Genomic DNA, 25,560 nt, shown 5'->3' with positions numbered 1-25,560 from the left:
CGGCTCAGGCGGCGGGTGGATTGAGCCGGGCGAAGTCGGGCAGGCGGTAGTACGGGTAGTAGGGGTAGGGCGGGGTGAGCGCGCTCGCCTTGTCCAGCCGGGCCAGCTGGTCGGCGGTGAGTTCCCAGCCGACGGCCCCGAGGTTCTGGCGCAACTGCTCCTCATTGCGCGCACCGACGATGACGGTCCCGACGGAGGGCCGGGTGAGCAGCCAGTTCAGCGCGATCTGCGGTACCGATCGGCCCGTTTCGGCGGCGATTTCGTCCAGCGCGTCGACCACGTCGTAGAGATGTTCGGTATCCACCGGTGGCCCCGCCTCGGCGGTCTTGTGCAACCTGCTGCCCGCGGGCAGTGGTTGTCCGCGCCGGATCCTGCCGGTGAGCCGGCCCCAGCCGAGCGGGCTCCACACCACCGCGCCGACCCCTTCGGCCAGGCCCAGCGGCATGAGTTCCCATTCGTAATCCCGGCCGGCCAGTGAGTAGTACACCTGATGGGCGATATAGCGGGGCAGCCCGTGGCGGTCGGCGGCGGCCAGCGATCTCATCAGTTGCCAGCCGGCGAAATTGGAGGCGCCCAGGTAGCGGATCTTGCCCGCGCGGACCAGCTCGTCGAGTGCGTGCAGCACCTCTTCGACCGGGGTGTAGGCGTCGAAGGCGTGTAGCTGGAAGAGATCGATATGGTCCACACCGAGCCGTTTCAGCGACGCCTCGACCGCGGTGATCAGGCGTCCGCGACCCGTTCCGGCGTCAGCGGGGCCCGGCCCGGTGGGCAGTCCGGCCTTCGTGGACAACAGCAGCCGATCGCGTTTGCCGCGGATCGCGGCGCCCAGCACCTCTTCGGACGCGCCGTCGGAATAGACATCGGCCGTATCGAACATCGTCACGCCCGCGTCGAGGCCGATATCCACGAGCCGGCGAGCCTGGTCGACATCGGTATCGCCCCAGGCGCCGAACAGTTCGCCGCGTCCGCCGAAGGTTCCCGCGCCGAAGCTCAGCGCGGGGACGACCAGACCCGAGGCACCCAACCGCCGGTATTCCATCTCGACTCCTAAAGGGTCTATGGTTTCGTTAACGAATCCGACGCTACACCCATCGAGCGATAAATGAAACTGGAGTTCCGTTATGAATCCTGAGCTGGCCGCTCCCGGCTCGGTGCGGCCCGGCGGCCGTACCGCCCGCGTCCGCGCCGCGGTACTGCAGGTCGCCGGCGATCTGCTGGCCGAACACGGTTTCGCCCGGCTCGACCTCGCCGAGGTCGCCGCGCGCGCCGAGGTCGGCAAAACGACCGTCTACCGCCGCTGGCGCACCCCGACCGGACTCATCGCCGACCTTCTGGTGGATATGGCCGAACAGTCGCTACCACGCGCCGATACCGGCTCCCTGCTCGGCGATCTGACCGCCAATGCCCGCCTGGTCGCGAAAACCCTCGCCGATCCCCGGCAGGGCCGCCTGTTCCGCGCCGTAATCGCCGCCGCGACCTGCGACGAGAGCACAGCCTCGGCGCTGCGCCGGTTCTACGACGTCCGGCTCACCGAATGGTCGCCGTGTATCACCGACGCCGTCGCCCGCGGGGAGGTGCCGGCCGGAACCGACCCCCGCGCGGTCCTCACCGCCGTCTCCGGTCCGCTCTACTACCGGCTGCTGGCCAGTGGTGACCCCATCGATGACGAGGCCGCCCGGACAGCGGCCGGAGCCGCGGCGCACGCGGCCGCGGCCGGGATATTCGGCCGCACCGGTGCATGACCCGCCGGACGGGTCACCGCATCATTTCTCGGCGCGCCTTGGGAATCCAGAACGGATCGCGCCCGGTAAGCCCCAGCACCCGGTGCAGGGCCGGAGCGCCGGGTCCGACCGGTACCACCGGGCCGAAGAGTCCGGGTGTGCCTTCCGGCGGTGTGTCCTTCAAGAACTGCAGCAGCACCGCGAGATCGCTATCGGCCACCTCGAGGTCGCGGCCGGTGGCCCGCGCCAGATCCCAGGAGTGGATGACCAATTCGTCCAGCGCGACACGCGCCGTGACCGCCGCCGGCATGGTCACGCCACCTGCTTCCGTCTCGCCCTCCCATGCCCCGGGCTCCTGCCATGCTTCGGCGAGAGCCTTCAACTGCGCGGGAATACGGGCCCGCCAATCCGGCGCCAGAGCCGCGCCGGAATCGAACTGCGGTGCCGCGGACGCACCGACCGCCTCCTTGGTGGCGGCGGCGCGAAACGCCTCGGCCAGCCCGCCGACATGTTCCAGGATCGCGCGTACCGGAAGATCTGCGGGAGTACGGGCGTCGAGCTGCTCGTCGCCGATCGCGGCGACGATATCGGCGAGCGCGGCGGCCGCCTGCGACATATCGAATTCGGGTTGCATCGGAACTCCTCGGGGTCGGTGGATCCACCTGTACCGACGAACCCGGCCGGTGGAATTCACCGGCCGCGCGGCAAGAGATACCGAGCGGCTACCGGCCGGGAGCGCACCCGGCCGAGCCGTGGCCGAAACCGATTCGCTCCGGCCGTGCACGGCCGGAGCGAAGGCGGAGGTTACGTGGAGGCCCCGACACTCGCGCGGAGCGCCGCGTGCAGATCACGCAACCCGGCACGGCTTGTGACCACCTCCAGCACCCGGAACCCGGTCGCCGGCCCGGTGAGCTCGATCGCCAGTTCCTCCAGCCCGACCTGCCGGTGCGGGATCCGGTAGGCCGCGCACAGCGCCGACAGATCCATCCCGTGCGGGGTGCCGAACACCCGCTCGAACACACCGGCGTACTGGGGGTCGCCCTGTTCGAGGAGCTCGAAGATCCCGCCCCCGTCGTCGTTGGCGACCACGATGGTCAGATCCTCCGGGCGTGGTTCGCCGCGCCCGATCAGCAGGCCGGAGGCATCGTGCAGGAAGGTGAGATCCCCGATCAACGCGATAGTGCGACCCGAATGGTGCAGTGCCGCGCCCACCGCCGCGGACACCGTGCCGTCGATACCGGCCACACCCCGGTTGGACAGCACCCGGACGCCGGGCCGCGGCGTCGACACCAGCGCGGCGTCGCGCACCGGATTCGACGCGCCCAACAGCAATTGATCGCCCTCGCGCAGCGCGTCCATCACTACCGCGGCCACGTGCAGGCCGGTGGGTTTCAGGTTCCTGGACAGCTCGTCGCGTACCACCGATTGGGCCCGCTGGTCCAGATCGCGGCAGCGGGCCAGCCACCGCGGATCGGGCGTGCCGGTCGTCACCGCGCGGGTACCGGTACCGACCACATTGCCCGAGACATCGGGCCAACGCGGACCGGTCGTCAGCGCGTACACGGTGACCTCGGGATCGGCCAGCACCCGGGAGACCTGCCGATGCAGGGTCGGCCGCCCTGTGATGATCGCCTGGCGGGGTTCCAGCAGCGGCAGGGCCAGCGGGTGCAGGGCCGGACCGTGCGCCGGCGCGGTGGGTTCGGCGACCGTCGGCAACGCCGCCAGTTCGGTGTGCAGACCGGCACCGTGCCCGGAGATCACCACGGTATCGGCGCCGAGGTCGATATCGAGCGGGACATCGAGGGTGGCGTACTGCGTTGCCGTCCAGGGCCGCTCGATGCCGCGCCCGGCCGGGGCGTTCTCGCCCTCCAGTGAATCCGGCACCAGCGGTTCGCGCAGCGGAATATCGAAGTGCACCGGTCCGGCGTTGCCCGAGCGGATTCCCCGCGCGGCCGCCAGCACGCGGCACACCGCGGAGCGCCAGACGCTGTTCTGCTTCGGATAATCGGCGGCCGCCTCGGCTTCGGCGAGTCCCAGGCTGATGGTCGTGCGGACCTGGCTGCCGAACAGACCGAGCTGTTCGACGGTCTGGTTGGCGCCGGTGCCCAGCATCTCGTACGGACGGTTGGCGCTGAGCACGATCAGCGGAACCCGCGCGTAATTGGCCTCCAATACGGCGGGCCCCAGATTGGCCACCGCGGTACCCGAGGTCATCACCACCGGAACCGGGGCGCCCGAGGCGATGGCCAGGCCGATCGCCAGGAATCCGGCGGTCCGCTCGTCGACCCGCATATGCAACCGGAGCCGGCCGGCGGCATCAGCGGCCTGAAGGGCGAACGCCAGCGGGGCGTTCCGCGAGCCGGGACACAGCACGACTTCCCGAACCCCACCGCGTGCGAGTTCGTCGACGACCACCCGCGCCTGCGCTGTTGACGGATTCACGCCTCTAGATTGTCAGACCACGGCCGCCGTGTCGGCGTCGCCCTGCTCACATCAATGAGTCGTGGCCGTACCGGCATGAAAACAACCCGGCGGCTCCCCGCCACTCGGGGCGCGCGCCGGATATCGATACCCCCGAAAACTCCCCCCGTCGGGGACCTCGTCGTCGAGGCCCCCCACGTGCCGCGCGCACGCGCGGTCGTATCACACGTCGGTCAGCCGGCGTGCTTCTGCACCAGGTCGCCGACCCGCGGCAGCGCCTCGATGACATTCTTCTTGGCCGAGGAACGCATCGAGTTGTACACCTTCTGCAGGGCCGGGCGGCTGGAGCTCGCGGCACGCGCGTCGGTGACGGTCAGCAGGGACTCGGCGACCTCGTCACCCTTGGAGCTCAGCAGCTCACCGAAGGTGCCGGTGCCACCGGCCTGGAATTCACTCCAGTACGGCTGAAGCTGCTCGAGCAGCTTGGGCGCCAGCGATTCCAGGGCGTCGGGCACGATGGACGGGCTGATCTTCTTCACCGCCGCGTACCCACCCTTCACGGCCAGACCCGACGCACCACCCTTATCGGAGACCTCGGCGTCCAGGACCTGGACGGCGTCGGCGAGGAAGGCCGGGCGCGTGGCCTCGTCAAGCAGTGATTCAGACAGTGCTGCAACCAATTTAAGGATCCTCCGGATCAGTACTCGTATGGACGGGCAACGCAACTATACGCACCGCCCACAGGAGTACTTTCCGCCCCGCATGGGTAAGCAACAGACGGAGATGACGCCTCCGCAACGACGGAAGTGTTACGGCCCCGCGTGATTCGACCCGGCCCGGCCCCGCCGCACCGGGCTCGACCAGCGCCATCGGCCGGATGGCTTGTCACACGCGGGAAGCGAAAGCCCCGGCCCCGGCCCGGATACCGCCGTACCGATACCGCCGGGACGCCCCGATCACGGCTGCCAGGGCAGAAGTTGAACCATCAGTCCTTCACTGTCGGCCAGTACGGTGCCTTCTTCGTCGACGAGTTCGGCACTGATGAAGGTTTTGCGGCCCTCGATGCGCTCGACCCGGCCGCGTACCGTCAGCGGCGTATCGAGCGGAGTCACCTTGCGGTAGTTCACGTGCAGGAAGGCGGTCCGGCTGATCGGTCGCCCGGCGTAGTGCACGGTCATCCCGAACAGGTCGTCGAAAAGTAGCGGGAGTACACCGCCGTGCGCGGCGGCGTTCCCGCCGAGATGGAAGCGCCGGAACACGCCCTGCATCACGATGCCGTCCGGCCCGGCCGAGACCGTCCGCCAGGGCAGCAGGAGCAGGCTGCCGCGCCCGGGCAGTTCGACGGCCCGGCCCGCCGGGCCCTGCTGCTCCGGAGCCCGGTACGGCCCGAGCAGCTCGATCAGCGCGTTCACCTGGTCGCGGGCCGCCCCGTACACCTCGGCCGGGGCGTCGGCGGAGACGGCGAGATCCTGGAGCGTGCGCATGGCCTCGACGAATTCGCCGAATTCCGGACCCACCCGGGCCGGGGTGACCTTGGGGAACCCGCCGTGCCGCTCGTACCGATCCTCGTCGACAGCGCTGTCGTCGATCGTCGGTTGGGTCTGCTCGCTCATATACGCACCGTAACCCCGGGTTATACAGCGTCCAAACATTTCGGCTCAGATGTGGTGAACTCAACGGCCCGCCGGCGGCCCCGCCGAGCCTGGTGTAATCACCCCCATGACGTTCAATCCGACGCTGTGGCGCGAAGTGGCCGGGTTCGAGAACCTGACCGACATCACCTACCACCGCCACATCGAACAGGGCACCGTCCGGATCGCATTCGACCGCCCCGAAGTGCGCAACGCTTTCCGCCCGCACACGGTCGACGAACTCTTCAGCGTCCTCGAACACGCCCGGACGACCGCCGATGTCGGCGCCGTCCTGCTCACCGGCAACGGCCCCAGCCCCAAGGACGGCGGCTGGGCGTTCTGCTCCGGCGGCGACCAGCGCATCCGCGGCCGCAGCGGCTACCAGTACGCCAGCGGCGACACCGCCGACACCGTGGACAAGGCGCGTGCCGGCCGGCTGCACATCCTGGAGGTCCAGCGGCTCATCCGGTTCATGCCCAAGATCGTGATCGCCCTGGTCAACGGCTGGGCCGCCGGCGGCGGCCACAGCCTGCACGTCGTCTGCGACCTCACTCTCGCCAGCCGCGAACACGCGCGCTTCAAACAGACCGACGCCGACGTCGGCAGCTTCGACGGCGGCTACGGCAGTGCCTATCTCGCCAAACTGGTCGGCCAGAAATTCGCGCGCGAGATCTTCTTCCTCGGCCGCACCTACACCGCTGCGGACATGCATGCCATGGGCGCGGTCAACGAAGTGGTCGACCACGCGGAACTGGAGAATGTCGCCCTGGAATGGACGGAAGCCATCAACGGCAAGTCGCCCCAGGCCCAGCGCATGCTCAAGTACGCCTTCAACCTGGCCGACGACGGACTGGTCGGACAGCAGTTGTTCGCCGGGGAAGCCACACGACTGGCGTACATGACCGACGAGGCGGTCGAGGGCCGCGACTCCTTCCTGGAAAAGCGCGCCCCCGACTGGACCCCCTACCCCTGGTACTTCTGAAGTGGGCAAGCAATCCAGCGATCGCATCCCCACGCAACCCGTATGAGTCGAGTCTTACGAGACACCTCAAAGGGTTGAGGCCCGTCTCGCCGTTTCGGCCTCGAAAGCGCATGAGCCGAAGGCTCGAGTCCCGAGGCCGAAACGGCGAGACCAAGGGGGCCTCAACCCCGCGACGCCGCACGCGGCGCCGAAAAACACAGCACCTTCACGAGCAAGCCCACCCCCCACCTTCACGCGCAAGCCCCAGTACCCACCTCCGCTGCCCGCCCCCCGCTCACCACATCCCAACTGCACAGTCGGGCCTACACCGTCTACGAGCACCACGCCCCGCAACCCCACGCGCCGCGAATCGGACACAACATCGCCTCCACACCCCTAGACTTCCCTCCGATGGACATCCTCAGCAGCCGCATCATCCTGCGACCCCGGGACTACGCGACCACCCTGGCCTTCTATCGGGACTCCCTCGGCCTGGCGATCTATCGCGAATACCCGGGGGGAACGGTTTTCTTCGCCGGGCAGTCGCTCATCGAGGTGGCGGGGCACGGCGGTTCGGACGCCGACCCGCGGGGTTTCGCGGGGGCGATCTGGCTGCAGGTACGGGATGTCGCCGCGGTGGCGGTGGAGCTGACGCTCAACGGGGTGGCGATCGACCGGGCACCGGTGACCGAGCCGTGGGGCCTGGTGGAGATGTGGGTGACCGACCCGGACGGGGTGCCGATCGTGCTGGTCGAGGTGCCGGAGGAGCACCCGATCCGACGGGACACCCGCTGACCCGGTGGGCGTCCGAGTTTTCTGCCGGGTTGCCAACCCCCGGTCCGCCGGGCGACGATACGATCGGATGGCCGCCCGATCACCGACGCCCGGTGCGACCGCTTTCGTACCGTCCGACGAGTGAATCGCAGTCCCATGCCTGGCCCAGCCCAATCCGATCAGCCGGCTCCGGCACCCTGTCCCGGCAGCATCGACCCCTGCTGTCCGCTTTCCGGCGGACATGAAACCATCGCTGCCGTGAGCGAGCGAATCGCGGCCTTCCGGCACGCCGGGGACAAGGCGCGGCCGTGACGAAAACCTTGCGTACTCTGCCCATACCCACCGGCAGTGGCGTCAGCGATGTGCTGCCGCACCTGCGGCAGGTGCTGGACGGTAGCGGTTCGGCGGCCTGGCTGCCGGTGCCGGCCAGCGACCGGCGCGAAGCCCGCCGGCTGGGTGACGCGCTCGCCCCGGGCGAGCCGATCGGCGACGATATCGCGCTGGTGGTCACCACTTCCGGTACGACGGGGGTCCCGAAGGGCGCCATGCTCACCGCCGCCGCGTTGCGAGCCAGCGGTGATGCCACCCATGAACGGCTCGGCGGCCCCGGTAGCTGGCTGCTCGCCCTGCCCACCCATCACATCGCCGGACTGCAGGTGCTGCTGCGATCGTTGCTGGCCGGTACCGAGCCGACGGTGGTGGATGTCTCCGGCGGTTTCCTGCCCGAGGCGCTGGCCGGTGCGATCGCGGGTATGCGCGGGGAACGCCGGTACACCTCGCTGGTGCCGACGCAGTTGATCAAGGTCCTGGAGACGCCCACCGCGACAGCCGCGCTGGCCGAGCTGGACGCCGTGCTGATCGGCGGCGCCGCGACCCCCTCCCCGGTGTACGAGCGGGCCCGGGACGCGGGAATCAATGTCGTGCGCACCTACGGGATGAGTGAGACCTGCGGCGGCTGCGTCTACGACGGTGTCCCGCTGACCGGGGCCCGGGTGCGGATCGAGGACGGCCGCATCCTGCTCGGCGGCGAAATGCTCGCCGCCGGGTACCGCAATATGCCCGACCACTCGGCATTCGCGGAACCGGGCTGGTTCCGCACCGACGACGCCGGGGCCTTCCAGGACGGCGTACTGCGCGTCCTGGGCCGGTTGGACGAAGCGATCAGCACCGGCGGCCTGCTGGTGATCCCGCAGGTGGTGGAGGCGGTACTCGCCACCCATCCCGCGGTGTCGGAATGTGTGGTGCTCGGCCTTCCCGACGACAGGCTGGGTCAGCGGGTGGCGCTCGCGGTGGTCCCCGCGCCCGGGTCCGCGCCCACTCTCGACGAACTGCGCGACCATGTGCTGGCCGAACTGGATGCCGCGGCCGCCCCGCGCGAACTCACCCTCGTCGACGAGATCCCCCTGCTGGGACCGGGGAAACCCGATCGCGGCGCACTGCGCAGGTTCCTGCTGGCCGAGTCGACCTCCTGAGCAGCGGTCCGCGGCGGATCCCGCCGCGGACCGGGCTCGATGGATCAGGCCTCGTCGTCGCCGTAGTCGCCTTCGTAATCGTCTCCCTGCGGGACCGGGATGGCTTGTTCGGCGATATCGGCCGGATTCGCATGCCACTCGTCGGGGCGCCCGCCGACCACCGCGGGTTCGTCGGGTACCGGCATATCGTCGGGCACCGACCGGGGATCGATATCGCCGTAGGGGGCCTCGTCCGGGTCGACCGGCGCAGCCTGTTCGGCGCGGTCGGCCTCGGACATTGCTTCGAAGGTGCCCGGATCGATCGTCCGGGGCAGCTTGTCACGCTGGGCCATGATGGGCTCCTCTCCTCCGTATACGCCTCGCCGGGCGACTACCCGCCGAGAGGAAGATCAGTCCAACCTTGTCGAGAATGCCCCGGATGAGCCGATCGGGCAAGTAACCGCTCGCTCGGCTGCGCTCGACCCCGCGCATTAGGCTGCGGAGATGGCTACCGCAGCACAATGGATCGAGGGCGCCCGGCCCAGAACTCTGCCGAACGCGATCGCGCCCGTCGTGGCCGGTACCGGCGCCGCGGCCGCCATCGACGGCGCGGTGTGGTGGAAAGCGCTCCTGGCGCTGGGTGTTTCTCTGGCGCTGATCATCGGGGTCAACTACGCCAACGACTACTCCGACGGGATCCGCGGCACCGACGACGAACGCGTCGGCCCGCTGCGGCTGGTCGGCTCCGGGCTGGCCTCCCCCGGCGCGGTCCGGGGTGCCGCGGTCGCGAGTCTCGCGGTCGGCGCGGTACTCGGACTGATCCTGGCCGTGCTGTCGGCCCCCTGGCTGCTGCTGATCGGCGCGGTATGCCTGGCGGGCGCCTGGTTCTACACCGGCGGAAGCAAACCTTACGGCTACAGCGGTTTCGGCGAGATCGCCGTTTTCGTGTTCTTCGGCCTGGTGGCGGTGCTGGGTACGCAGTACGTCCAAGTGCTCCGGATCGACTGGGCCGGGGTGGCGCTCGCGGTCGGGGTAGGAGCGTTCTCCAGCGCGGTCCTGGTGGCCAACAACCTGCGCGATATCCCGACCGACAGCGAAACCGGTAAGACGACGCTGGCGGTGAAATTGGGCGACACCCGCACCCGCACCGTGCATCTGGTTCTGCTGGTGGTCCCGTTCGTGCTGACCCTGGCGCTGGCGGTCCGTACTCCCTGGGCCCTGGCCGGCCTGCTGGCCCTCCCCCTGGCCGTCCGCGCGAACGCGCCCGTCCGGGCGGATCGCGCCGGCCTGGAACTGATCCCCGCCCTGCGCGATTCCGGCCTCGCCCTACTCGCCTGGTCCGTCCTGTCCGCCGTCGCCCTCGGGCTCGGCAGCTGAGCTTTCAGTCGTTGTCCGGAATCAGGATTCCGATGGCCCAGTTGACGAGCGTGACGATGATGGCGCCCAGGAACGCCGCCCAGAACCCCTCGATCCGCAGGCCGTAGTCGGTGGCCTCGGTGATCCAGGCCGTGAGCCACAGCATCAAGGCATTGATCACCAGCAGGAACAGGCCGAGGGTCAGGATGACCAGCGGCAGCGACAGTAATTTCACCAGCGGTTTGACGAAGGCGTTCACCACGGTGAAGACCGCCGCCACCGCGAGCAGGACCACGATTTTCGCACCGTTGCCCTGGTCGGGCGGGGAGACGAGTTCGATATTGCCGACCCATAGGGCGGCGAGCCAGATGGCGAAGGCGGTGCCGATCAACCGGAGCACAAGCTGCATATCTCATGCTAAGCACACCGGAGCGTCGCGCGCCGGATACAGCGGGATTCCGGCCCGGCCGGCAGCGTCCGGGGACGCCACCTACGCCGGGCCGGCTGCGCTCATGCCGCCTTGTCGAGGAGGCTGTTGATCTCGCCGCGCAGGCGGGCGATCCCGTCGGGGCCGCCGAGCAGTTCGCTGGCGACCGGGCCGGGGGTGCGCAGAATACCGAGCAGGACATGTCCTGATTCGATGGTTTTGTCCTTGCGCGCCAGGGCTTCGCGCAGCGACAGTTCCAGCGCTTTCTTGGCGTCGCGCGTGAACGGGATATGCCCGAACCGCCCGCCGCGGCGACGGCCGCGGGGATCGTCCGCGGGGATCGCGCGGTCCAGTGCGTCGGCACCGAATCCGGCTTCCAGGCTTTCGCGCACCGCGTCCAGGTCGATGCCGATGGAGCGCAGTGCCTCGGCGTCGCCGGGGCCCAGCGGATCGTCCGTGGTCGCGGCGCTCAGCGATTGCAGCGCGCTGTGCAGCGTGAGCCCGGTCGGTTCCAGTAGCGAGCGCAGTTGCGGTTCGCCCTCTTCCAACAGTCCGAGTAGGAGGTGCTCGACCCGGATCTCCGGGGATCCCAGTTCCCGCGCATGCTCCTGCGCCGCGACGACCGCTGTTCGGGCGGCCCTGCTGAATCGTTCGAACATCTATCGACCCCTGTCTCTCCGGTTGTGTTTCTGATGGACCGCCTGTTTGCTGACCTCGAGTGCGTCGGCGATGGCCTGCCAGGACCAGCCCTGGTCGCGGGCATTGCCCACCTGGATCGCTTCGAGCCGTTCGAGGAGTCTGCGCAGCGCCAGCACCGCCCGTAGACCCACTGCGGGGTCCGGGCTGCCCGCCGCCGCGGCCAGCGTGGTTGCTTCTTTGACGCCCTCCCGGTCCGGAGGCTGAGTGACCGGGATTCCCGCCATGCCGCCATGCGGCACCTGGGTGGGTTCCTGTTTCACCGGGACTCGCTTTCCGCTAGACGGAAAGACTGACAGCCCCTCCGCAGGCGTTTACTCTCTCCGCCCGTCCGGCGGCGAGAATGTTCCGTGCAGCATTCAGATCGCGGTCGTGGGTAGCGCCACACGAACACAACCAGTGGCGCACCGACAGCGGTTTCGGCCCATCGACGACCCCGCACACCGAGCAAATTTGTGAGGACGGAAAGAACCGATTTACCTTTGCGAAGGTGCGGCCGCAACGAGCCGCTTTCTCCTCCAGCATCCGGACGAACATCCCCCACCCCGCATCGTGGACCGACTTCGCCAAGCGAGTCCGGGCCAGGCCTCTGACGCACAAATTTTCGGTGTACACCGCTTGGTTTTCGCGAATGATCGCCGTGGAATGTTTGTGCGCCCAGTCCCGCCGCGCATCGGCCACCTTCACATGCGCCTTTGCGACTCGGATGCGGGCCTTGACCCGATTGCTGCTGCCCTTCTGTTTCCTGGACAAAGCCTGTTGAGCTTTCTTCAGCCGCCGCTCGGCTCGCCGCAGAAACCGCGGAGAGTCGATTCGTTTGCCGTCCGAGAGCACCGCGAATGTCTTTAGACCCAGGTCGATCCCCACCTCGGACGCGATCTCCGGTAGAGGCGCGCTGTCCACATCGACCACAAAAGAACCGAAGTACCGGCCGGCCGAGTCTTTGATGATCGTGACCGATGACGGGGTCGCCGGCAGTTCCCGTGACCAGGCCACCTTCAATTCCCCGACTTTGGCCACATACAAACGCCTGTTGCCACGGAGGGAGAACCCGTTGCGGGTGAGCCGGATCGCCTGCCGATGATCTTTGCGTGACCGGAACTTCGGTTTGCCCAGTTTGGCGCCTCGGCGTCTTCCCGAAAGCGAGTCGAACCAGTTCCGATACGCGGTGCGCGCATCTTGGCTGGCCTGTACCAGCGCCACCGAGGACACCTCGCGCAACCACGCCCGTTGTGGGGTGCGTTTTGCGTCGGTGATCACCCGCCGCTGAATCTCGGCGTCGGACAGGTTCACACCTGCGAGGTGTGCCTCTTCGCGGACTCGGAGGTTGTCGTTGTACACGACTCGCGCACACCCGAACGCCCGAGCCAGCGCAATCCGTTGGCCGGGAGTGGGATAGACGCGGTAGTTGTACCGGAGCCGCACGCGCGCACTGTAACAACGGTGACCGACACGAACTCCGCATGGCGCGTGGAGGCCGAAGTCGATCCCTCGCCTCGCTTTTCTCCGTCATGCGTCAATTTTTATTGACACCCACCCTCGATGTCAACAAAAATTGACGACAGGTGGACGCAATCGCGGTGCAAGAGCCGCGCAAGACGGGAAGAGGACCGTAGCCGCTATGACGAAACACGTATCCGCCGCCACGTTCGCGATCGAGGCGAACGACCTGGTCAAGGTGTTCGGCACCCAGCGGGCCGTCGATGGGGTGAGCCTGTCCGTGCCGCAGGGCTCGGTCTACGGCGTACTCGGGCCGAACGGGGCGGGAAAGACCACGACCATCCGCATGCTGGCTACTCTGCTCCGCCCCGACGGCGGTAGCGCCCGGGTGTTCGGCCACGATGTCGTCGCCGAACCGGGCGCCGTACGGTCGCTCATCGGCGTCACCGGCCAGTACGCCTCGGTCGACGAGGACCTGACCGCCACCGAGAACCTGATGGTCTTCGCCCGGCTGCTCGGACTGAGCCGAGCGGCGGCCAGACGCCGGACCGCCGCACTACTGGAGGAATTCGAACTCACCGACGCGGCGAACAAATCACTGAAGAACTTCTCCGGCGGTATGCGCCGCCGGCTCGACCTGGCAGCCGGTCTCATCGCGACCCCGCCGCTGCTGTTCCTCGACGAGCCGACCACCGGCCTGGACCCACGCACCCGGGCCCAGATGTGGGAGACCATCCGCAGGCTGGTGCGGGGCGGCACGACCGTCCTGCTCACCACCCAGTACCTGGACGAAGCCGATCAGCTGGCCGACCGGATCGCGGTGATCGATCACGGCCGGGTCATCGCCGACGGCACCGCCGACGAGCTGAAGGCGTCCATCGGCGGCTCCTCGCTACAGCTGACCCTGGCCGACCGGTCCCAGCTCGAGACCGCCCGCCGGATCATCGCCGAGGTGTTGCACACCGAGGCCCAGACCACACCGGAGGCCGGCCGGCTCACCGCGGCGCTGCCCGATCCGAACGGCACCACCGATCTGCTGATCCGCCTGCGCGACCGCGCGGTCGCGGTGGAGGAGATCACGGTGACCAAACCCAGCCTCGACGAAGTGTTCCTCACCCTCACCGGCCACCCCGCCGACACCGACACCGAACGGACCGCAGCATGACCACGACACTGACCGAACCCGCGCCCGTGGTGGCACCGCGGGTACCGGTGCCGGCCGCCCGCATCGGCCTGCGCAGAACTTTCGACAACACCATGACCATGGCCTACCGCGGCCTGCTCAAGATCAAGCACAATCCCGAGCAGCTCTTCGACGTGGTGATACAGCCGGTGATCTTCACCCTGATGTTCACCTACATCTTCGGCGGGGCCATCTCCGGCGATGTGAAGAGCTATCTGCCGGTGATCATTCCGGGCATTCTCGTCCAGACCGTGGTGATGACCTCGGTGGTCACCGGTGTACAGCTCAAAGAGGATATGGAAAAGGGCGTCTTCGACCGCTTCAAATCCCTGCCGATCGCCCGGATCGCCGCGCTGTCCGGCGCGCTGACCGCCGATATGGTCCGCTACGGCATCGCCTCGGTACTGACCGTGGTGATGGGTTTCCTCATGGGCTACCGTCCGGAGCCGGCCGGTGTCGCACTGGCGGTACTGCTGGTCGTGGCCTGCTCCTTCGCCACCAGCTGGATCTGGGCCTTCTTCGGTGTGATCGCCAATAAGGCCTCGGCGGTACAGGGCTACTCCATGCTGGTCATGTTCCCGCTGACCTTCGCCTCCCCGGCCTTCGTGCCCAAGGAGACGATGCCGGGCTGGCTGCAGGCGTTCATCGACGTCAACCCGGTCTCCCACCTGGTCTGGGCCTGCCGGGACCTGATGAACACCGGTCATATCGGCATGCACGTCGTCTGGTCCCTGGTCGGCGCGGCGGCGATCGTCGCGGTATTCGCGCCGCTGACCGTGCGGGCCTATATGCGCCGGGCCTGAGGGCCGCGGCCGCCGGGCCCGCTCAATCGGCCGCGATCCGATCGAGCGGGCCCGGTGTCTCCGTGACGCTTCCGCCGACCAGCTCCAGGATCCGCGCGGCGGCCGCATTCCTGCGCAACCGGCGCGCGGCCGCGAGCGCCGCGTTCAGCCGCGACGCACCGATCCTGTCCCGCCACAGCGCGCAGTGCCGCTCCCACCGGATGACCGGATAGTCCTGCCGGCCCGACACCACCTGCGCCAGCGCGAGCAGTTCGACCGCGGCCTCGGTCCGCTCGTCCAGGGCCAGCAATCCCGACCCCAGCGCACAGGCCACTGCCCCGATCTGCGGCAGGTCCGGAACGGAGTCGAGCCGGTCCAGGGCCATGCCGGCGAGTTCGGGCACCAGCGCCGCGACCGTCTCGGTCCGACCGGCGAGCACATGCGCGGCGACGGTCGTCGCGCACATCAGCAACGCCCCGGGGCCCGGGGTGAATTCACCTTCCTGCCAGGCCAGCAGGTCCAGCGCCCGCCGGAAATGGGCCAGTCCGGCCTCGATATCGCCTTCGGCCATTTCGACCTCGGCCAGGCCCGCCGCGATCGTGGACAGCCGATGGTTACGGCGGATGGTCGGATCGTCGACCAGTTCCAGTCCCGCCCGGCCGGAATCGGACAGCCCCAGGGCGGCCGCGAGTTCCCTACGCGCCCGCGCCGGATCCCCGATACCGGCCAGGCAGACCGCCAGATACGACCGCACCTCGAGACTTTCGTCGTAGGCCCGGATCCGCAGCAGTAACTCGGCCGCTTCCTCGTAATAGCCGACCGATTCGCGGTAGTGCGCGGTCTGCCCGTCCAGCGCACCCAGATGCTGCACCACCATCGCCCGGTTCCACACCTGCGCCTCGCCGGTGAGCGCCCGCGCGGCGTGTGCGTCGCGTCGGGAGGCATGGATACGGCCCATGTTCTCCCAGATATTCGCCCGGGCCACCAGTGCGACGACTCTGATCTGCGCGTTGTCGGCACGCGCCCCGTCCGCGAGCAACCGGGCCAGCCGCACCGCATCGGCGGGACAGGTCAGCAGCAGCCCGAGATAACGCAGGGTCTCGGTCATCCCGACGGCGTGCCGCAGCAGCGCGCGGACCCGGAACCGGACCACCGCCAGCTCCCGGAGACTGCGTGACATGAAAGCCAGGTGCAGTGCGGTCATGGCATGGCCGAGCATGTGCAGATCCGCGTGGGTACCCGACGCGTGGTCCGGTGGCGGAAGCGCGAGCAGCCGCGGAATCCAGCCCAGCAGTTCGAGGTGGGCCCCATGCGCGACCCACCGCATGGCCAGCGCGGGGAAGACGGCGTAGACGGTGAACCGGTCCCGGCCCGCCTCGGCCCGCCGTAGCACCGCGACGAGGTTGTCCAGTTCCGCGACCATGAGCAGGGCCGGCCCGAGTTCGTCACCGGCGAGGTACCGCCGCGCCACCGCCACCGCGAATTCGCACGCCCAGCGCGCCATCCGCGACTCCACGAGTTCGACTTCGCCACCGTTCTCGTGATCGGCCGCGACCAACTGCTGCTCACCGAATTCGCGGACCGTCTCCAGCATCCGGTAGCGCACACTCCCGGCATGATCGGCAGCGGAGTCCGCGTCCTCGACAACGGTCAGCAGCGACTGCCCGACCAGTCCGTCGACGGCTGCCGCGATATCGCCGACCTCCGGGCCACCGGCCACCACCTCCGCCGCGTCCAGTGTGAAACCCGCCGGGAAACGGCACATCCGGCGCAGCGCGATCTGCTGGGCGGGCTCGAGCAGGTTCCAGCTCCAGGCGATTACCGCGTGCAGCGTGCGGTGCCGTTCCGGTGAGGTGCGGTCACCGGTGCGCAACAGCGCGAAACGCTGATCGAGCCGCCGCTCGATATCCTCCACACTCATGGTCCGCACCCGGGCCGCGGCGAGTTCGATGGCCAGCGGCAACCCGTCCAGCGTGTGACAGAGCCGGGCCACGACCGCCGGGTCCAGCCGGACCGACGGCCGTACGGCGCGAGCCCGGGCAGCGAACAGGTCGGTCGCCGGCGACCCGGCCGGGTCGATCGCCAACGGCGCCAGCGGATACACCGTTTCGGCGGTGATCGCGAGCGGTGATCTGCTGGTGGTGAGCACGGTCAGCTGGGGACAGCTGCCCACCAGATCGGCGACCACCAGGGCCGCACCGTCGATCAGATGTTCACAGTTGTCCAGTACGAGCAGCATCGGCCGGGCCGACAGCGCGTCGCGGAGCCGGCGACTGCTGTCGGTGGGCGGACGCACCTGCGGCAGCGCGCGATCCCGGACGGTCTCCCCGAGACCCACCGCCCCCGCTATCGCGGACTCGATATCCACCATCGCGTCCCGGCTCGTACCTTCCGGACGCACCGAGGCCAGTTCCACCAGTACCACCGGCCGATCGGCGGCCGACCGTGCGGCGAGTTCATTGGCCACCCGGGTCTTTCCGGCCCCGCCCGGCCCGAGCACGGTGGTCACCCGCGAAACCCGGAGCAGGCGGGCCAGTTCCGCGAGATCGTCGGCACGGCCGAGTAGCGCGTTGGGCGCGGCCCGCACACCGACCGCCGCGGTCGGTGGTCGTGGGAGGACCGGTTCGGGCCGCCCGGGTTCCGCCCGGGAGACGAGACCGCCGCGCAGGATCGCGGTATTGAGTTCGGTGATCGCGGCCCCGGGGTCGGTACCGAGTTCGGTGGCCAGGGTCGTCCGCAGCGCGGCGAAAACGTCCAGTGCCTCGTTGTCGCGGCCCGCGGCGGCGAGCAGACGCATCAGGGTCCGGGCGCGGGCCTCGTCCGCGGGCCGCTGCCGCGCTTGCGCACGGGCGATTTCGACGGCGCCGTCGAGATCGCCGCAGGCCTCCCGGGCCGACCGCTCGATATCGTCGAGTTCGCCGGCGTATTCCGTGGCCAGATCGGCGAGTTCGGTGGCCGGTTCGCTCGGCGGCAGCTCGGCGCCCGGCTCCCCGGACCACAGACCGCGTGCCTGTTCCACGATGGCCAGCGCCCCGGCCGGATCACCCGCGGCCGACGCGGCACCGGCCCGGCGCACCGACTGCCGCACGGCCGTCAGATCCACCTGTTCCGGCCCGAGCGCGAGCCGGTATCCGGCCGGGCCCGCCTCCAGCACTCCCGCGGGCAACCCGGCCCGCAGCCGCGAGATCTGGGTGTGCAACGCGTTCATCGGCGAACGCGGCGGCGCATCGCCCCAGACATCGTCGATGAGTACAGCGGCGCTACGGCTGCGCCCCGGCCGCAGCGCCAGCGCGACCAGCAGCAATCGGGCCCGGACTCCCGGCAGTGCCACCAGTTCGGCGTCGCGGCGCACCGCGATACGACCCAGCAGCGTCACCACGAGTGTTTCGTCCGCGGCGGCCGGGATCACCGGGGGACGGCCGTGCGAGCGGCCCGGGTCGAGAACCATACCGACGTCATCGTATGCGCCGTGCCGCCCCGCCAGCGCGTCGTCACCACCGGGTCGTGTGGTCAGCCCCGCCACCGGCCGGTGGCCAGGAACTCGTCCAGGACCGCCGTGGGCTCGGCCAGGTCCCAGCCCTGGCCCGCGACCCATTCGTCGCTGTAATAGGTGCCCGCGTAGCGTTCACCGCCGTCGCACAGCAGAGTGACCACGCTGCCGCTGCGCCCGCTCGCCAGCATCTGCGCGATCAGCGCGCATGCGCCCCAGAAGTTGGTTCCGGTGGAACCGCCCACCTTCCGGCCGAGCCCCCGGCTCGCGAACCGGGCCGCGGCGATGGAGGCGGCGTCGGGGACGTGGATCATCCGGTCCACCACCTCCGGCACGAACGACGGTTCCATCCGGGGTCGCCCGATCCCCTCGATCCGCGACGGCATACCGGTCGTATAGTCACGCAGCCCGGTTTCATAGGCGCCGTAGAACGCGGAGTTGTCCGGATCCACCACGGCCAGCCGGGTCGGATACCGGCGGTAGCGCAGATACCGGCCGATGGTCGCGCTGGTGCCGCCGGTTCCGGCACCGACCACGATCCACTCCGGCACCGGGTGGGATTCCAGGGTCAGCTGGTCGAAGATGGACTCGGCGATATTGTTGTTCCCGCGCCAGTCCGTCGCGCGTTCGGCGTTGGTGAACTGGTCCAGGTAGTGGCCGCCGCATTCGGCGGCCAGCCGGGCCGCCTCGGTGTACATATCGGGTGGGCGCCGGACATAGTGGCACCGCCCGCCCTGGGCTTCGATGAGCGCGATCTTCTGCGGTGAAGTGTTGGCCGGAACCACCGCCACGAAGTCGAGGCCGAGCAGTTGGGCGAAATACGCCTCGCTCACCGCGGTCGACCCGGAGGATGCCTCGACGATCGTGGTCCCCTCGGTGATCCAGCCGTTGCACAGGCCGTAGAGGAACAGGGACCGGGCCAGCCGGTGTTTCAGGCTGCCGGTGATATGGGTGGATTCGTCCTTCAGGTAGAGCTGCACATTCCAGCCGGCCGGCAGCGGATACCGCAGCAGATGGGTATCGGCGCTGCGCTGGGCGTCGGCATCGATGAGCCGGACCGCCTCATCGGCCCAGCCGCGCGGGTTGCCGCGCGCGCAGGCCTTCACGCCGGGCCGCCGGAGCTACCCTTTTCCCCTCGCTCCGGATCTGCTTCCGGCGCGCTCTCGGCCGTGGTACCGGGCCCCCGCGCGGCGGGCTTCTCCGGTTCCGTGGCCCCGGGCTCCCCGCGCAGCCGGGCCCGCAGCTGCGCTTTGTCCCGGCGGCGGCGTTCGTCCACCGCCGCGATATCGGAGTTCACTTTCGCGCGCAGCCCCTTGAACAGGGTGAGCGAGAGCGGCAGCGCGATGACGATCGCGAAGAGGATCGCCACGACCAGCGGAATCTGCACCCCGACCACCGCGGTCACGGCCACGATGACGGCGGTGAGGATGGCGACCAGCACCAGCCGGGCCAGGGTGTAGAGCGCCAGGTTGCGTGCCAGCCGACGGCCCGGCGACGTACCGGGCCGGGGGGCGTTCGGTTCCTCGGATAGGTTCGCGTCACTCACCTGACCAGCGTAAGCGACGCACCGAACCCCCTCGTACCGCGTATCCGTTTTGTCCATTACCTCCGCTTTACCAACAGTAGGTGGTTCGAACACCCGGGGGTCGCGGTGCCACTATGTCGGAACCCGATGAGAAAACGTGACGAAACAGAAAGGTTTGCCATGACCGCGATCGCCATGGGGGCGCAGGAGAACCTGTTGACCCCGGGCCAGGTTGCCACCCTGTTCCACGTAGACCCCAAGACCGTCACCCGCTGGGCGCATGCCGGACGGCTCGGCTCGCTGCGCACCCCGGGTGGCCATCGCCGGTTCCGTGAATCGGAGGTGATGCGGTTGCTCGAATCGCTCACCACCGAGGCGACCGTACGCGGCTGAGACCGCGTCCACACGGACGGCACCCCTACGCGGACAGCTCGGCCGCTCCCTTCGCGCGGCTGAGCTGGACCCGGTCGAGCGGACCGCCCGATGGGCACAGTGGGGCGAAACCCGTCCGCACGCGGCGCCGGCACAGCGTAGGTACGGAGGCGTGGGTAGGCCGGCCCCGCGGCCGCACTTACCCGGTAGCGGCTCGTGGAGTTAACCTCGTTGGAGGAGGTGAGCCACGTGATGTACCTGTTGGCACTCATCGCGATCGTTGCGATCGTGGTGCTGTGCTGGAAGGCATTCGGCCCCGGGCATGGCACGCCCGCTCCGGGACCGACCCGAAAGCGTGTTCTCGGCCCGGATGACGATCCCGAATTCCTCTGGCGTATCTCGCGTCAGCAGAAACATCGGGACGGCGATCCGGGGCCCGCAGAACACTGATCCCCGCGCCCCGACAACGCCCGGCCGCGGGTATTTTCCCGCGGCCCAACGGGCCGGTTCAATCGCTGGTGCTGTCCAGTTGAGGCAGCCCTTCGACCGCCCTCAATTTATCCGCGACCACGGCCAAGCGGTCGAGCGCCTCGGCCGGCAATCCGACCGCGGTTCGCACCAATCTGACCAGAGAGTCCGGCTCCAGACCGCAGATGAGCGCGTTGTTCGCGGCCACGGATGCGCAACAATCGGCATCGCCGCTGTTATCCGAACTGAAATTCTCCGAATCCACTGCCGCTCTCCTCATCGATCGCCGCGCTATGGAGGGGAAATGACCGGTCGCACCCGATAAACCGCAGGCCGGACCTTGTACAGTTCAGCAAATAACCCGCCCGAACAATAGCAACCGAGCATTGCGGCGGAGTAACGATCATTACGGCCGGAGAAATAGCCGTCCGGTCAGGTCAGGCCCGAGTAACTGTGCAGCCCGGAAACGACCAGGTTGATGATGAAGAGGTTGAACAGCATCGCCACGAAACCCGCCACATTGATCCACGCGGCTTTCGTGTCCCGCCAGCCCGAGGTGGCCCGCGCGTGCAGATATGCCGCGTAGAGCACCCAGGCGATGAACGAGCAGGTCTCCTTCGGATCCCAGCCCCAGAACCGTCCCCAGGCCGCCTCGGCCCAGATCGCGCCCAGAATGACCCCGGCACCGAAGAGCGGGAACCCGATGATGGTGGTGCGGTAGGCCAGCCGGTCGAGCGTGCGGGCATCGGGCAGGCGACGTGCGATCGTGCCCAGGATATTCGAGGATTCGGCGCCCTCGGGCTGACGCAGCCGGTACAGGAACAGCAGACTCGCCACGCCCGACACCAGGAACACCCCGCTGCCCAGGCTCACGATCGTGACGTGCAGCGGCAGCCAGAACGAGCGCAGCGCGGGGACCACCGGGGCCGCGTCGGTATACAGCACCGTGCCCGCGAGGAACATCAGGATCAGCATCGGCACGAGCAGGAACACCCACATCGCCCGGAACCGGGCGTCCCGCATGAGCACCAGGCCGACCACCGCCGCGGCCGCGGTCGCCATGGAGACGAACTCGTACATATTGCCGAGCGGGAATCGTCCGGTGGAGAAACCGCGCAGCACGATCGAGCCCACGTGCAGGGCCACCGCCACGAACAGCACCGAGAAGGCCATATTGCCGAGCCGCTCCGACAGCGGCAGGGTCGGCGTCTCGGCGATCCGGCCGGGAGTGGCGCTGCCCGCGGCGACCCCGCCGGCGGGAACCATCTCCCGCTCGCTCACCTGCCGTACCCGCGCCGAGGCGTACTGCACGATCAATAGCAGCAGTACCAGCGCGTACACGACGATCGACGTCTTGTAGGCGAGGTCGCTGTAGCCGGCGAGCGTATCGTCGATCGGCATCGTTACATCTCCCGTGTTCGTACCGCGGTGCTCGGTGGACAGCGCTGCTGCCCGTGCGTGGTCGCCCACGCGGGTGCTCAGGGGCGGCGATCAGTCGCCGGACGCGTCCAGCAGCCGGTGCCGCAGGCGATCGAACTCCCCGCCCCAGCCGGCCTGATCGGTACGGGCCAGTCCGCCCATCTCTACTACGACGCGTCGTTGCTCCACGGTACCCTCCGGGGTCACCCGCAACCAGACCCGCCTCCGCGAAACCAGCAGCGAGACCAGCAGCCCGCCCATCATCACCAGCGCGCTGACCAGCACCCACTGCTGCGCAGGATCATGGGAGACCTGGAGATTCACGAACTCCTCGGCCCCGTCGAAACGCACCTCGGTGCCGCCCGGCAGCTTCGTGGTCTCACCCGGCCGCAGATTCACCCGGGCCTCCTTGGTGAGCCGGCCCTGCGCGACCATCTCCTGATCGAGCGCGAAGATCGACTGCGGGCGGCCGGTGTCCAGCCCGGTGTCGCCGCGATAGATATCGACCGCCACCGCCGGATCGGTCATCTCCGGATATACGGAGGTGAGCAGCGAACCGTGGAAACCGGCGGTCGGCGCGAACAGCCCCTCGATCGCGATCTGGTTCCGGCGCCGTTCGGCCTCGGTGGCGAACATCCCGCCCGGCGGATCGATCCGCAGCACCCCGCTGGAGAGGAAGGTCTGCATATCGGTGGGCTGCCACTGGATGGTCTCGGTGCGTTTCTCACCGTTCGGGAAGGTCACCGTGAAGGTCGGCGCGTAACCGTGCCCCTGCAGGTAGACCCGGTCCCCGCCGACCCGCAGCGGATGGTTCACCCGGATGGTGGTATCCCGCCAGGTGCCGGCGGCCAGATCCGCACCCTCCTGATACGAGATATCGGAGGTGAACATTTCGGCCTGACCGTTTTCCAGGTAATCGGCTCGGAAGTTCTTCACCCTGATGCACATCGGGTTCATCCCGGTGCCGTCGTTCACGTTCCCGGCCCGGAACGAGTCGAAAACCGCCGGCGAGGTGGTGCAGAAACCGGGCCCGTCGTTCGCGACGACGATCACATTGCCCTCGTAACCGAACAACTTCCCGACCGCGATGGCCACCAGCAGGCCGACAAGGGCCAGGTGGAACACGAGATTGCCCAGTTCGCGGGTGTAGCCCTTCTCCGCCGACAGCGTGACCTCGCCGTCGCGCTCCCCCGGCCGGGTCTCGATACGCCAGCCGCGCAGCCGCGTCCGGGCCCGCGCGGCGATCTCGTCCGCGCTGCCGTCGAGCACCGCGCGATGGTGGTGCGGCAGCCGGGCCAGATTGCGCGGCACCCGCACCGGCGGGGTCCGCAGCGCGCGGTAGTGGTCCACCGTGCGCGGCAGGATGCAGCCCACGAGGGAGATGAACAGGAGCACATAGACCGCGGTGAACCAGAAGCTGGAGAACACATCGAACAGCTCGAACCGGTCCATCCAGGCACCGAGCACCGGCCGGTCGGCGATATAGGTCGCGACCTTCTGTTCGTTCAGGCTGCGCTGCGGCAGCAGGGCGCCCGGAATCGCGGCCAGGGCCAGCAGGAACAGCAGCACCAGCGCGGTCCGCATACTGGTGAGCCCGCGCCAGGCGTTGCGCACCAGCGCGCGGGCGCGGGCCGGCGGGGACTGCCGGGGCGGTTGAGCCGGGGGCGCCTCGGGGCGTTCTGTCACGGTCATATCGGCAGCGTCACCTCGGCGACGAAGCCGTCGCGGACCCAGCCGACGAACTGGTCCCAGGCTCCGGTGACCAACGCCGCCCCGACCGCGACCAGCAGGATCCCGCCGACGATCTGGATCCGGCGGGAATTACGCCGCAGCCACCCCACACCGCGCAGCGCGCTCGCCGACCCGAAGGCCAGGATTACGAACGGCAGGCCGAGGCCCAGGCAGTAGGCGACGATGAGGGCCACGCCGCGCACCGCGGTGGTGCCCTCGGTACCGGCGGCCACCGCCATCACGCCCGACAGCGTCGGACCCAGGCACGGGGTCCAGCCGAGCGCGAACACGGCGCCGAGCAGCGGGGCCCCGGCGATCCCGGCGAGCCGCCGGGGTTCCATCCGGGTATCGCGCTGCAACGCCGGGATGAGACCCAGGAACGCCAGACCCATCACGATGGTGACCACACCGCCCAGGCGCTGCAGTAGCTCCCGGTTGACATTGAGGGTCTGGATGAGACCGAATACGGTGGCGGTGGCCAGCACGAACACCACGGTGAAACCGGCGACGAACAGTCCCGCCGCACCCGCGACCCGCATTCGCCCGGAATCGGGGGTGGACGCGGTCTCCGCGGCGGCGGGGGTTTCGGTGAGCACCGCCGTGGCGGTGCCACCGGCGGGCGCCGCGCTCCGGTTACGCCGGGCCTGGTCCACGGTCGCCGGCGGCGCCTGCGCACCGACCAGACCGGCCAGGTAGGACAAATACCCCGGCACCAGCGGCACGACGCACGGCGAAGCGAACGACACCAGACCGGCCAGCAGGCAGGCGCCGAGGGCGAGCAGCAACGGCCCGGTGGCCGCTGTCTGCTGAAACGATTCCCCCACTCCTGCCAACACCGTCAACGCGAACTACGCTCCGCTTCGCTCTCGGAGTTGTTCACGCGCCGCTCGTCACCGCGGCCACCCGGCGCGGTCGATCCCCGGCCACCGGACGGGCGCGAACTCGACACCCGCCGGTCGCTGCCGGGCTGCTGGGCCGCGGGCTGTAGCTCCCACGAGCCGAGCGAGGACTTCACCAGTACCTCGGCCCGCACCCCGCGCGGTGGCCGGGTCGCCCCGTAGCGGCGTACGCCTCGGGATCGAAGACTTCTCATGATGCTCCCTCCGCGGCGATGCTCTGCACCACCGGTAAAAGATCTTCTGCGAGTAGGGCGCGCAGGAAAACCGCCGCCACCCGGTGGTCCCGATCCAGCACCAGAGTTGTGGGTATGACACTGGTCGGGAAATTTCCACCGAGCGCCAGCAGCGTGCGCATCGACGGGTCGTAGATCGACGGATAACCGACGTGGTTATCGATGACGAAATCTTGTGCTTTGTCCTGCTGGAAATCACGGACATTGATCCCGAGGAAAGCAACTCCGAGATCTTTGGTCTGTTCGTAGACCTGTTCGAGCGCGGGGGCTTCACCGCGGCAGGGCCCGCACCACTGCCCCCACAGATTGATGACGACGACCTGACCCGGGAAATCCTCCACCGAGACGTTCTCCCCGGTATCGGACATCAGCTCGGGACCCGAGAGCTTGCCGATCGTGCCACGCGCGGACGGCGGATCGTAGCGAATATCGGTCTGCCCGCCCGGCGAGACGAATTCGAAGGTGCCACCCGTGGCCACCGCGTCGGTACCGGTCGAACAGGCCGACGCGGTCAGGCACAGCAGTGCGGCGAGCACCGGCAGCAGCCGAAAGCCGAATGCCCCGGCACCGCTCCTCTTTC

General features: G+C 68.8%; 27 protein-coding genes and 1 pseudogene. 9 read left to right on the top strand and 19 right to left on the bottom strand.

Going from position 1 to position 25,560, the window contains the following annotated elements:
• Positions 1 to 4: 4 nt before the first annotated feature.
• Positions 5 to 1,039, bottom strand: a complete 1,035-nt coding sequence (locus IG75_RS0134875; protein WP_030525626.1) for an aldo/keto reductase — start codon at positions 1,037 to 1,039, stop codon at positions 5 to 7.
• 82 nt (positions 1,040 to 1,121) lie between these two features.
• On the opposite strand from IG75_RS0134875, the gene IG75_RS0134870 reads away from it, so the two are divergent.
• A complete protein-coding gene (locus tag IG75_RS0134870; protein WP_030525625.1) occupies positions 1,122 to 1,742 on the top strand; it encodes a TetR/AcrR family transcriptional regulator in 621 nt (206 codons plus the stop codon).
• A gap of 13 nt (positions 1,743 to 1,755) precedes the next feature.
• On the opposite strand, the gene IG75_RS0134865 is transcribed toward IG75_RS0134870, so the two are convergent.
• The 4 genes from IG75_RS0134865 to IG75_RS0134850 form a co-directional block, all read right to left on the bottom strand.
• On the bottom strand, positions 1,756 to 2,355 hold the full coding sequence (locus tag IG75_RS0134865) for a TIGR03086 family metal-binding protein (protein WP_030525624.1): 600 nt from the start codon (positions 2,353 to 2,355) through the stop codon (positions 1,756 to 1,758).
• A 170-nt stretch (positions 2,356 to 2,525) separates the two neighbouring features.
• Positions 2,526 to 4,163, bottom strand: coding sequence for a 2-succinyl-5-enolpyruvyl-6-hydroxy-3-cyclohexene-1-carboxylic-acid synthase (gene menD / locus IG75_RS0134860; protein ID WP_030525623.1), 1,638 nt, complete (start codon positions 4,161 to 4,163; stop codon positions 2,526 to 2,528).
• 212 nt (positions 4,164 to 4,375) lie between these two features.
• Entirely contained in the window at positions 4,376 to 4,822 is a 447-nt protein-coding gene (locus IG75_RS0134855) for a DUF6918 family protein (RefSeq protein ID WP_030525622.1), read from the bottom strand.
• 276 nt (positions 4,823 to 5,098) lie between these two features.
• Positions 5,099 to 5,755, bottom strand: coding sequence for a PaaI family thioesterase (locus tag IG75_RS0134850; protein ID WP_030525621.1), 657 nt, complete (start codon positions 5,753 to 5,755; stop codon positions 5,099 to 5,101).
• A 106-nt stretch (positions 5,756 to 5,861) separates the two neighbouring features.
• Here IG75_RS0134850 and IG75_RS0134845 point away from each other — a divergent pair, with 106 nt between their 5' ends.
• From IG75_RS0134845 to menE, 3 genes are all read left to right on the top strand, one after another.
• Positions 5,862 to 6,755, top strand: coding sequence for a 1,4-dihydroxy-2-naphthoyl-CoA synthase (locus tag IG75_RS0134845; protein WP_030525620.1), 894 nt, complete (start codon positions 5,862 to 5,864; stop codon positions 6,753 to 6,755).
• Positions 6,756 to 7,145: 390 nt separating this feature from the next.
• Entirely contained in the window at positions 7,146 to 7,529 is a 384-nt protein-coding gene (locus IG75_RS0134840; RefSeq protein WP_030525619.1) for a VOC family protein, read from the top strand.
• 287 nt (positions 7,530 to 7,816) lie between these two features.
• Positions 7,817 to 8,980, top strand: coding sequence for an o-succinylbenzoate--CoA ligase (gene menE / locus IG75_RS0134835; protein ID WP_030525618.1), 1,164 nt, complete (start codon positions 7,817 to 7,819; stop codon positions 8,978 to 8,980).
• Positions 8,981 to 9,024: 44 nt separating this feature from the next.
• Here menE and IG75_RS0134830 read toward each other — a convergent pair whose 3' ends face one another.
• On the bottom strand, positions 9,025 to 9,312 hold the full coding sequence (locus IG75_RS0134830) for a hypothetical protein (protein WP_030525617.1): 288 nt from the start codon (positions 9,310 to 9,312) through the stop codon (positions 9,025 to 9,027).
• Positions 9,313 to 9,463: 151 nt separating this feature from the next.
• Here IG75_RS0134830 and IG75_RS0134825 point away from each other — a divergent pair, with 151 nt between their 5' ends.
• Positions 9,464 to 10,336: a 1,4-dihydroxy-2-naphthoate polyprenyltransferase gene (locus IG75_RS0134825; protein WP_030525616.1), complete on the top strand. Its 873-nt coding sequence runs from the start codon at positions 9,464 to 9,466 to the stop codon at positions 10,334 to 10,336.
• Between the two features lie 4 nt (positions 10,337 to 10,340).
• Here IG75_RS0134825 and IG75_RS0134820 read toward each other — a convergent pair whose 3' ends face one another.
• The 4 genes from IG75_RS0134820 to IG75_RS0134805 all read right to left on the bottom strand — a co-directional run bounded on the left by IG75_RS0134820 (position 10,341) and on the right by IG75_RS0134805 (position 12,863).
• Complete coding sequence (locus IG75_RS0134820; RefSeq protein ID WP_030525615.1) at positions 10,341 to 10,724, bottom strand: phage holin family protein; 384 nt, start codon at positions 10,722 to 10,724, stop codon at positions 10,341 to 10,343.
• Between the two features lie 101 nt (positions 10,725 to 10,825).
• Positions 10,826 to 11,401 (bottom strand): Clp protease N-terminal domain-containing protein, encoded by a 576-nt coding sequence (locus IG75_RS0134815; protein WP_030525614.1) that lies wholly within the window; start codon positions 11,399 to 11,401, stop codon positions 10,826 to 10,828.
• Positions 11,402 to 11,665, bottom strand: coding sequence for a hypothetical protein (locus IG75_RS0134810; RefSeq protein ID WP_051715578.1), 264 nt, complete (start codon positions 11,663 to 11,665; stop codon positions 11,402 to 11,404). It abuts the gene before it with no gap.
• Positions 11,666 to 11,717: 52 nt separating this feature from the next.
• Positions 11,718 to 12,863: an RNA-guided endonuclease InsQ/TnpB family protein gene (locus tag IG75_RS0134805; protein WP_030525612.1), complete on the bottom strand. Its 1,146-nt coding sequence runs from the start codon at positions 12,861 to 12,863 to the stop codon at positions 11,718 to 11,720.
• 196 nt (positions 12,864 to 13,059) lie between these two features.
• On the opposite strand from IG75_RS0134805, the gene IG75_RS0134800 reads away from it, so the two are divergent.
• Positions 13,060 to 14,043: a daunorubicin resistance protein DrrA family ABC transporter ATP-binding protein gene (locus IG75_RS0134800; RefSeq protein WP_030525611.1), complete on the top strand. Its 984-nt coding sequence runs from the start codon at positions 13,060 to 13,062 to the stop codon at positions 14,041 to 14,043.
• Positions 14,040 to 14,864 carry an ABC transporter permease gene (locus IG75_RS0134795; RefSeq protein WP_030525610.1) on the top strand — a complete coding sequence of 275 codons (825 nt, stop codon included), beginning with the start codon at positions 14,040 to 14,042 and terminating at the stop codon, positions 14,862 to 14,864. The genes IG75_RS0134800 and IG75_RS0134795 overlap by 4 nt, the downstream gene beginning before the upstream one ends.
• A gap of 22 nt (positions 14,865 to 14,886) precedes the next feature.
• Here IG75_RS0134795 and IG75_RS0134790 read toward each other — a convergent pair whose 3' ends face one another.
• From IG75_RS0134790 to IG75_RS40500, 3 genes and pseudogenes are all read right to left on the bottom strand, one after another.
• Positions 14,887 to 18,291 (bottom strand): AfsR/SARP family transcriptional regulator, encoded by a 3,405-nt coding sequence (locus tag IG75_RS0134790; RefSeq protein WP_051715575.1) that lies wholly within the window; start codon positions 18,289 to 18,291, stop codon positions 14,887 to 14,889.
• Between the two features lie 62 nt (positions 18,292 to 18,353).
• Positions 18,354 to 19,439 (bottom strand): L-cysteine desulfhydrase Cds1, encoded by a 1,086-nt coding sequence (cds1, locus tag IG75_RS0134785; protein ID WP_030525608.1) that lies wholly within the window; start codon positions 19,437 to 19,439, stop codon positions 18,354 to 18,356.
• A gap of 86 nt (positions 19,440 to 19,525) precedes the next feature.
• Positions 19,526 to 19,879 (bottom strand): annotated as a pseudogene (locus tag IG75_RS40500) (DUF4229 domain-containing protein); the annotation flags it as partial.
• A gap of 159 nt (positions 19,880 to 20,038) precedes the next feature.
• Between IG75_RS40500 and IG75_RS0134775 the strand changes: the two are divergent.
• On the top strand, positions 20,039 to 20,251 hold the full coding sequence (locus IG75_RS0134775; protein WP_030525606.1) for a BldC family transcriptional regulator: 213 nt from the start codon (positions 20,039 to 20,041) through the stop codon (positions 20,249 to 20,251).
• Between the two features lie 228 nt (positions 20,252 to 20,479).
• On the top strand, positions 20,480 to 20,680 hold the full coding sequence (locus tag IG75_RS0134770; RefSeq protein ID WP_030525605.1) for a hypothetical protein: 201 nt from the start codon (positions 20,480 to 20,482) through the stop codon (positions 20,678 to 20,680).
• 58 nt (positions 20,681 to 20,738) lie between these two features.
• On the opposite strand, the gene IG75_RS0134765 is transcribed toward IG75_RS0134770, so the two are convergent.
• The 6 genes from IG75_RS0134765 to IG75_RS0134745 form a co-directional block, all read right to left on the bottom strand.
• Complete coding sequence (locus tag IG75_RS0134765; protein ID WP_030525604.1) at positions 20,739 to 20,963, bottom strand: hypothetical protein; 225 nt, start codon at positions 20,961 to 20,963, stop codon at positions 20,739 to 20,741.
• A 167-nt stretch (positions 20,964 to 21,130) separates the two neighbouring features.
• A complete protein-coding gene (ccsB, locus tag IG75_RS0134760; protein ID WP_030525603.1) occupies positions 21,131 to 22,099 on the bottom strand; it encodes a c-type cytochrome biogenesis protein CcsB in 969 nt (322 codons plus the stop codon).
• 90 nt (positions 22,100 to 22,189) lie between these two features.
• Complete coding sequence (gene resB, locus IG75_RS0134755) at positions 22,190 to 23,809, bottom strand: cytochrome c biogenesis protein ResB (RefSeq protein ID WP_030525602.1); 1,620 nt, start codon at positions 23,807 to 23,809, stop codon at positions 22,190 to 22,192.
• On the bottom strand, positions 23,806 to 24,690 hold the full coding sequence (locus tag IG75_RS0134750) for a cytochrome c biogenesis CcdA family protein (RefSeq protein WP_030525601.1): 885 nt from the start codon (positions 24,688 to 24,690) through the stop codon (positions 23,806 to 23,808). The genes resB and IG75_RS0134750 overlap by 4 nt, the downstream gene beginning before the upstream one ends.
• Positions 24,687 to 24,941: a hypothetical protein gene (locus IG75_RS39465; RefSeq protein ID WP_156059385.1), complete on the bottom strand. Its 255-nt coding sequence runs from the start codon at positions 24,939 to 24,941 to the stop codon at positions 24,687 to 24,689. Before IG75_RS39465 ends, IG75_RS0134750 begins: the two co-directional genes overlap by 4 nt.
• On the bottom strand, positions 24,938 to 25,525 hold the full coding sequence (locus tag IG75_RS0134745) for a TlpA disulfide reductase family protein (RefSeq protein WP_030525600.1): 588 nt from the start codon (positions 25,523 to 25,525) through the stop codon (positions 24,938 to 24,940). The genes IG75_RS39465 and IG75_RS0134745 overlap by 4 nt, the downstream gene beginning before the upstream one ends.
• Between the last annotated feature and the right edge of the window lie 35 nt (positions 25,526 to 25,560).

Source organism: Nocardia rhamnosiphila NBRC 108938, assembly GCF_000720425.1.
In the GTDB taxonomy this organism is placed as follows: Bacteria; Actinomycetota; Actinomycetes; order Mycobacteriales; family Mycobacteriaceae; genus Nocardia; species Nocardia rhamnosiphila.
This window is presented reverse-complemented; position numbering and strand designations above follow the sequence as displayed.

Coding starts and splice junctions, on each gene's coding strand:
- ccsB (WP_030525603.1), bottom strand. CDS start 22,099: ATGCCGATCGACGATACGCTCGCCGGCTACAGCGACCTCGCCTACAAG.
- IG75_RS0134800 (WP_030525611.1), top strand. CDS start 13,060: ATGACGAAACACGTATCCGCCGCCACGTTCGCGATCGAGGCGAACGAC.
- IG75_RS0134840 (WP_030525619.1), top strand. CDS start 7,146: ATGGACATCCTCAGCAGCCGCATCATCCTGCGACCCCGGGACTACGCG.
- IG75_RS0134830 (WP_030525617.1), bottom strand. CDS start 9,312: ATGGCCCAGCGTGACAAGCTGCCCCGGACGATCGATCCGGGCACCTTC.
- IG75_RS0134775 (WP_030525606.1), top strand. CDS start 20,039: ATGACCGCGATCGCCATGGGGGCGCAGGAGAACCTGTTGACCCCGGGC.
- IG75_RS0134820 (WP_030525615.1), bottom strand. CDS start 10,724: ATGCAGCTTGTGCTCCGGTTGATCGGCACCGCCTTCGCCATCTGGCTC.
- IG75_RS0134850 (WP_030525621.1), bottom strand. CDS start 5,755: ATGAGCGAGCAGACCCAACCGACGATCGACGACAGCGCTGTCGACGAG.
- IG75_RS0134875 (WP_030525626.1), bottom strand. CDS start 1,039: ATGGAATACCGGCGGTTGGGTGCCTCGGGTCTGGTCGTCCCCGCGCTG.
- IG75_RS0134870 (WP_030525625.1), top strand. CDS start 1,122: ATGAATCCTGAGCTGGCCGCTCCCGGCTCGGTGCGGCCCGGCGGCCGT.
- IG75_RS0134845 (WP_030525620.1), top strand. CDS start 5,862: ATGACGTTCAATCCGACGCTGTGGCGCGAAGTGGCCGGGTTCGAGAAC.
- IG75_RS39465 (WP_156059385.1), bottom strand. CDS start 24,941: ATGAGAAGTCTTCGATCCCGAGGCGTACGCCGCTACGGGGCGACCCGG.
- IG75_RS0134790 (WP_051715575.1), bottom strand. CDS start 18,291: ATGGTTCTCGACCCGGGCCGCTCGCACGGCCGTCCCCCGGTGATCCCG.
- resB (WP_030525602.1), bottom strand. CDS start 23,809: ATGACCGTGACAGAACGCCCCGAGGCGCCCCCGGCTCAACCGCCCCGG.
- IG75_RS0134825 (WP_030525616.1), top strand. CDS start 9,464: ATGGCTACCGCAGCACAATGGATCGAGGGCGCCCGGCCCAGAACTCTG.
- IG75_RS0134795 (WP_030525610.1), top strand. CDS start 14,040: ATGACCACGACACTGACCGAACCCGCGCCCGTGGTGGCACCGCGGGTA.
- IG75_RS0134865 (WP_030525624.1), bottom strand. CDS start 2,355: ATGCAACCCGAATTCGATATGTCGCAGGCGGCCGCCGCGCTCGCCGAT.
- IG75_RS0134810 (WP_051715578.1), bottom strand. CDS start 11,665: ATGGCGGGAATCCCGGTCACTCAGCCTCCGGACCGGGAGGGCGTCAAA.
- IG75_RS0134815 (WP_030525614.1), bottom strand. CDS start 11,401: ATGTTCGAACGATTCAGCAGGGCCGCCCGAACAGCGGTCGTCGCGGCG.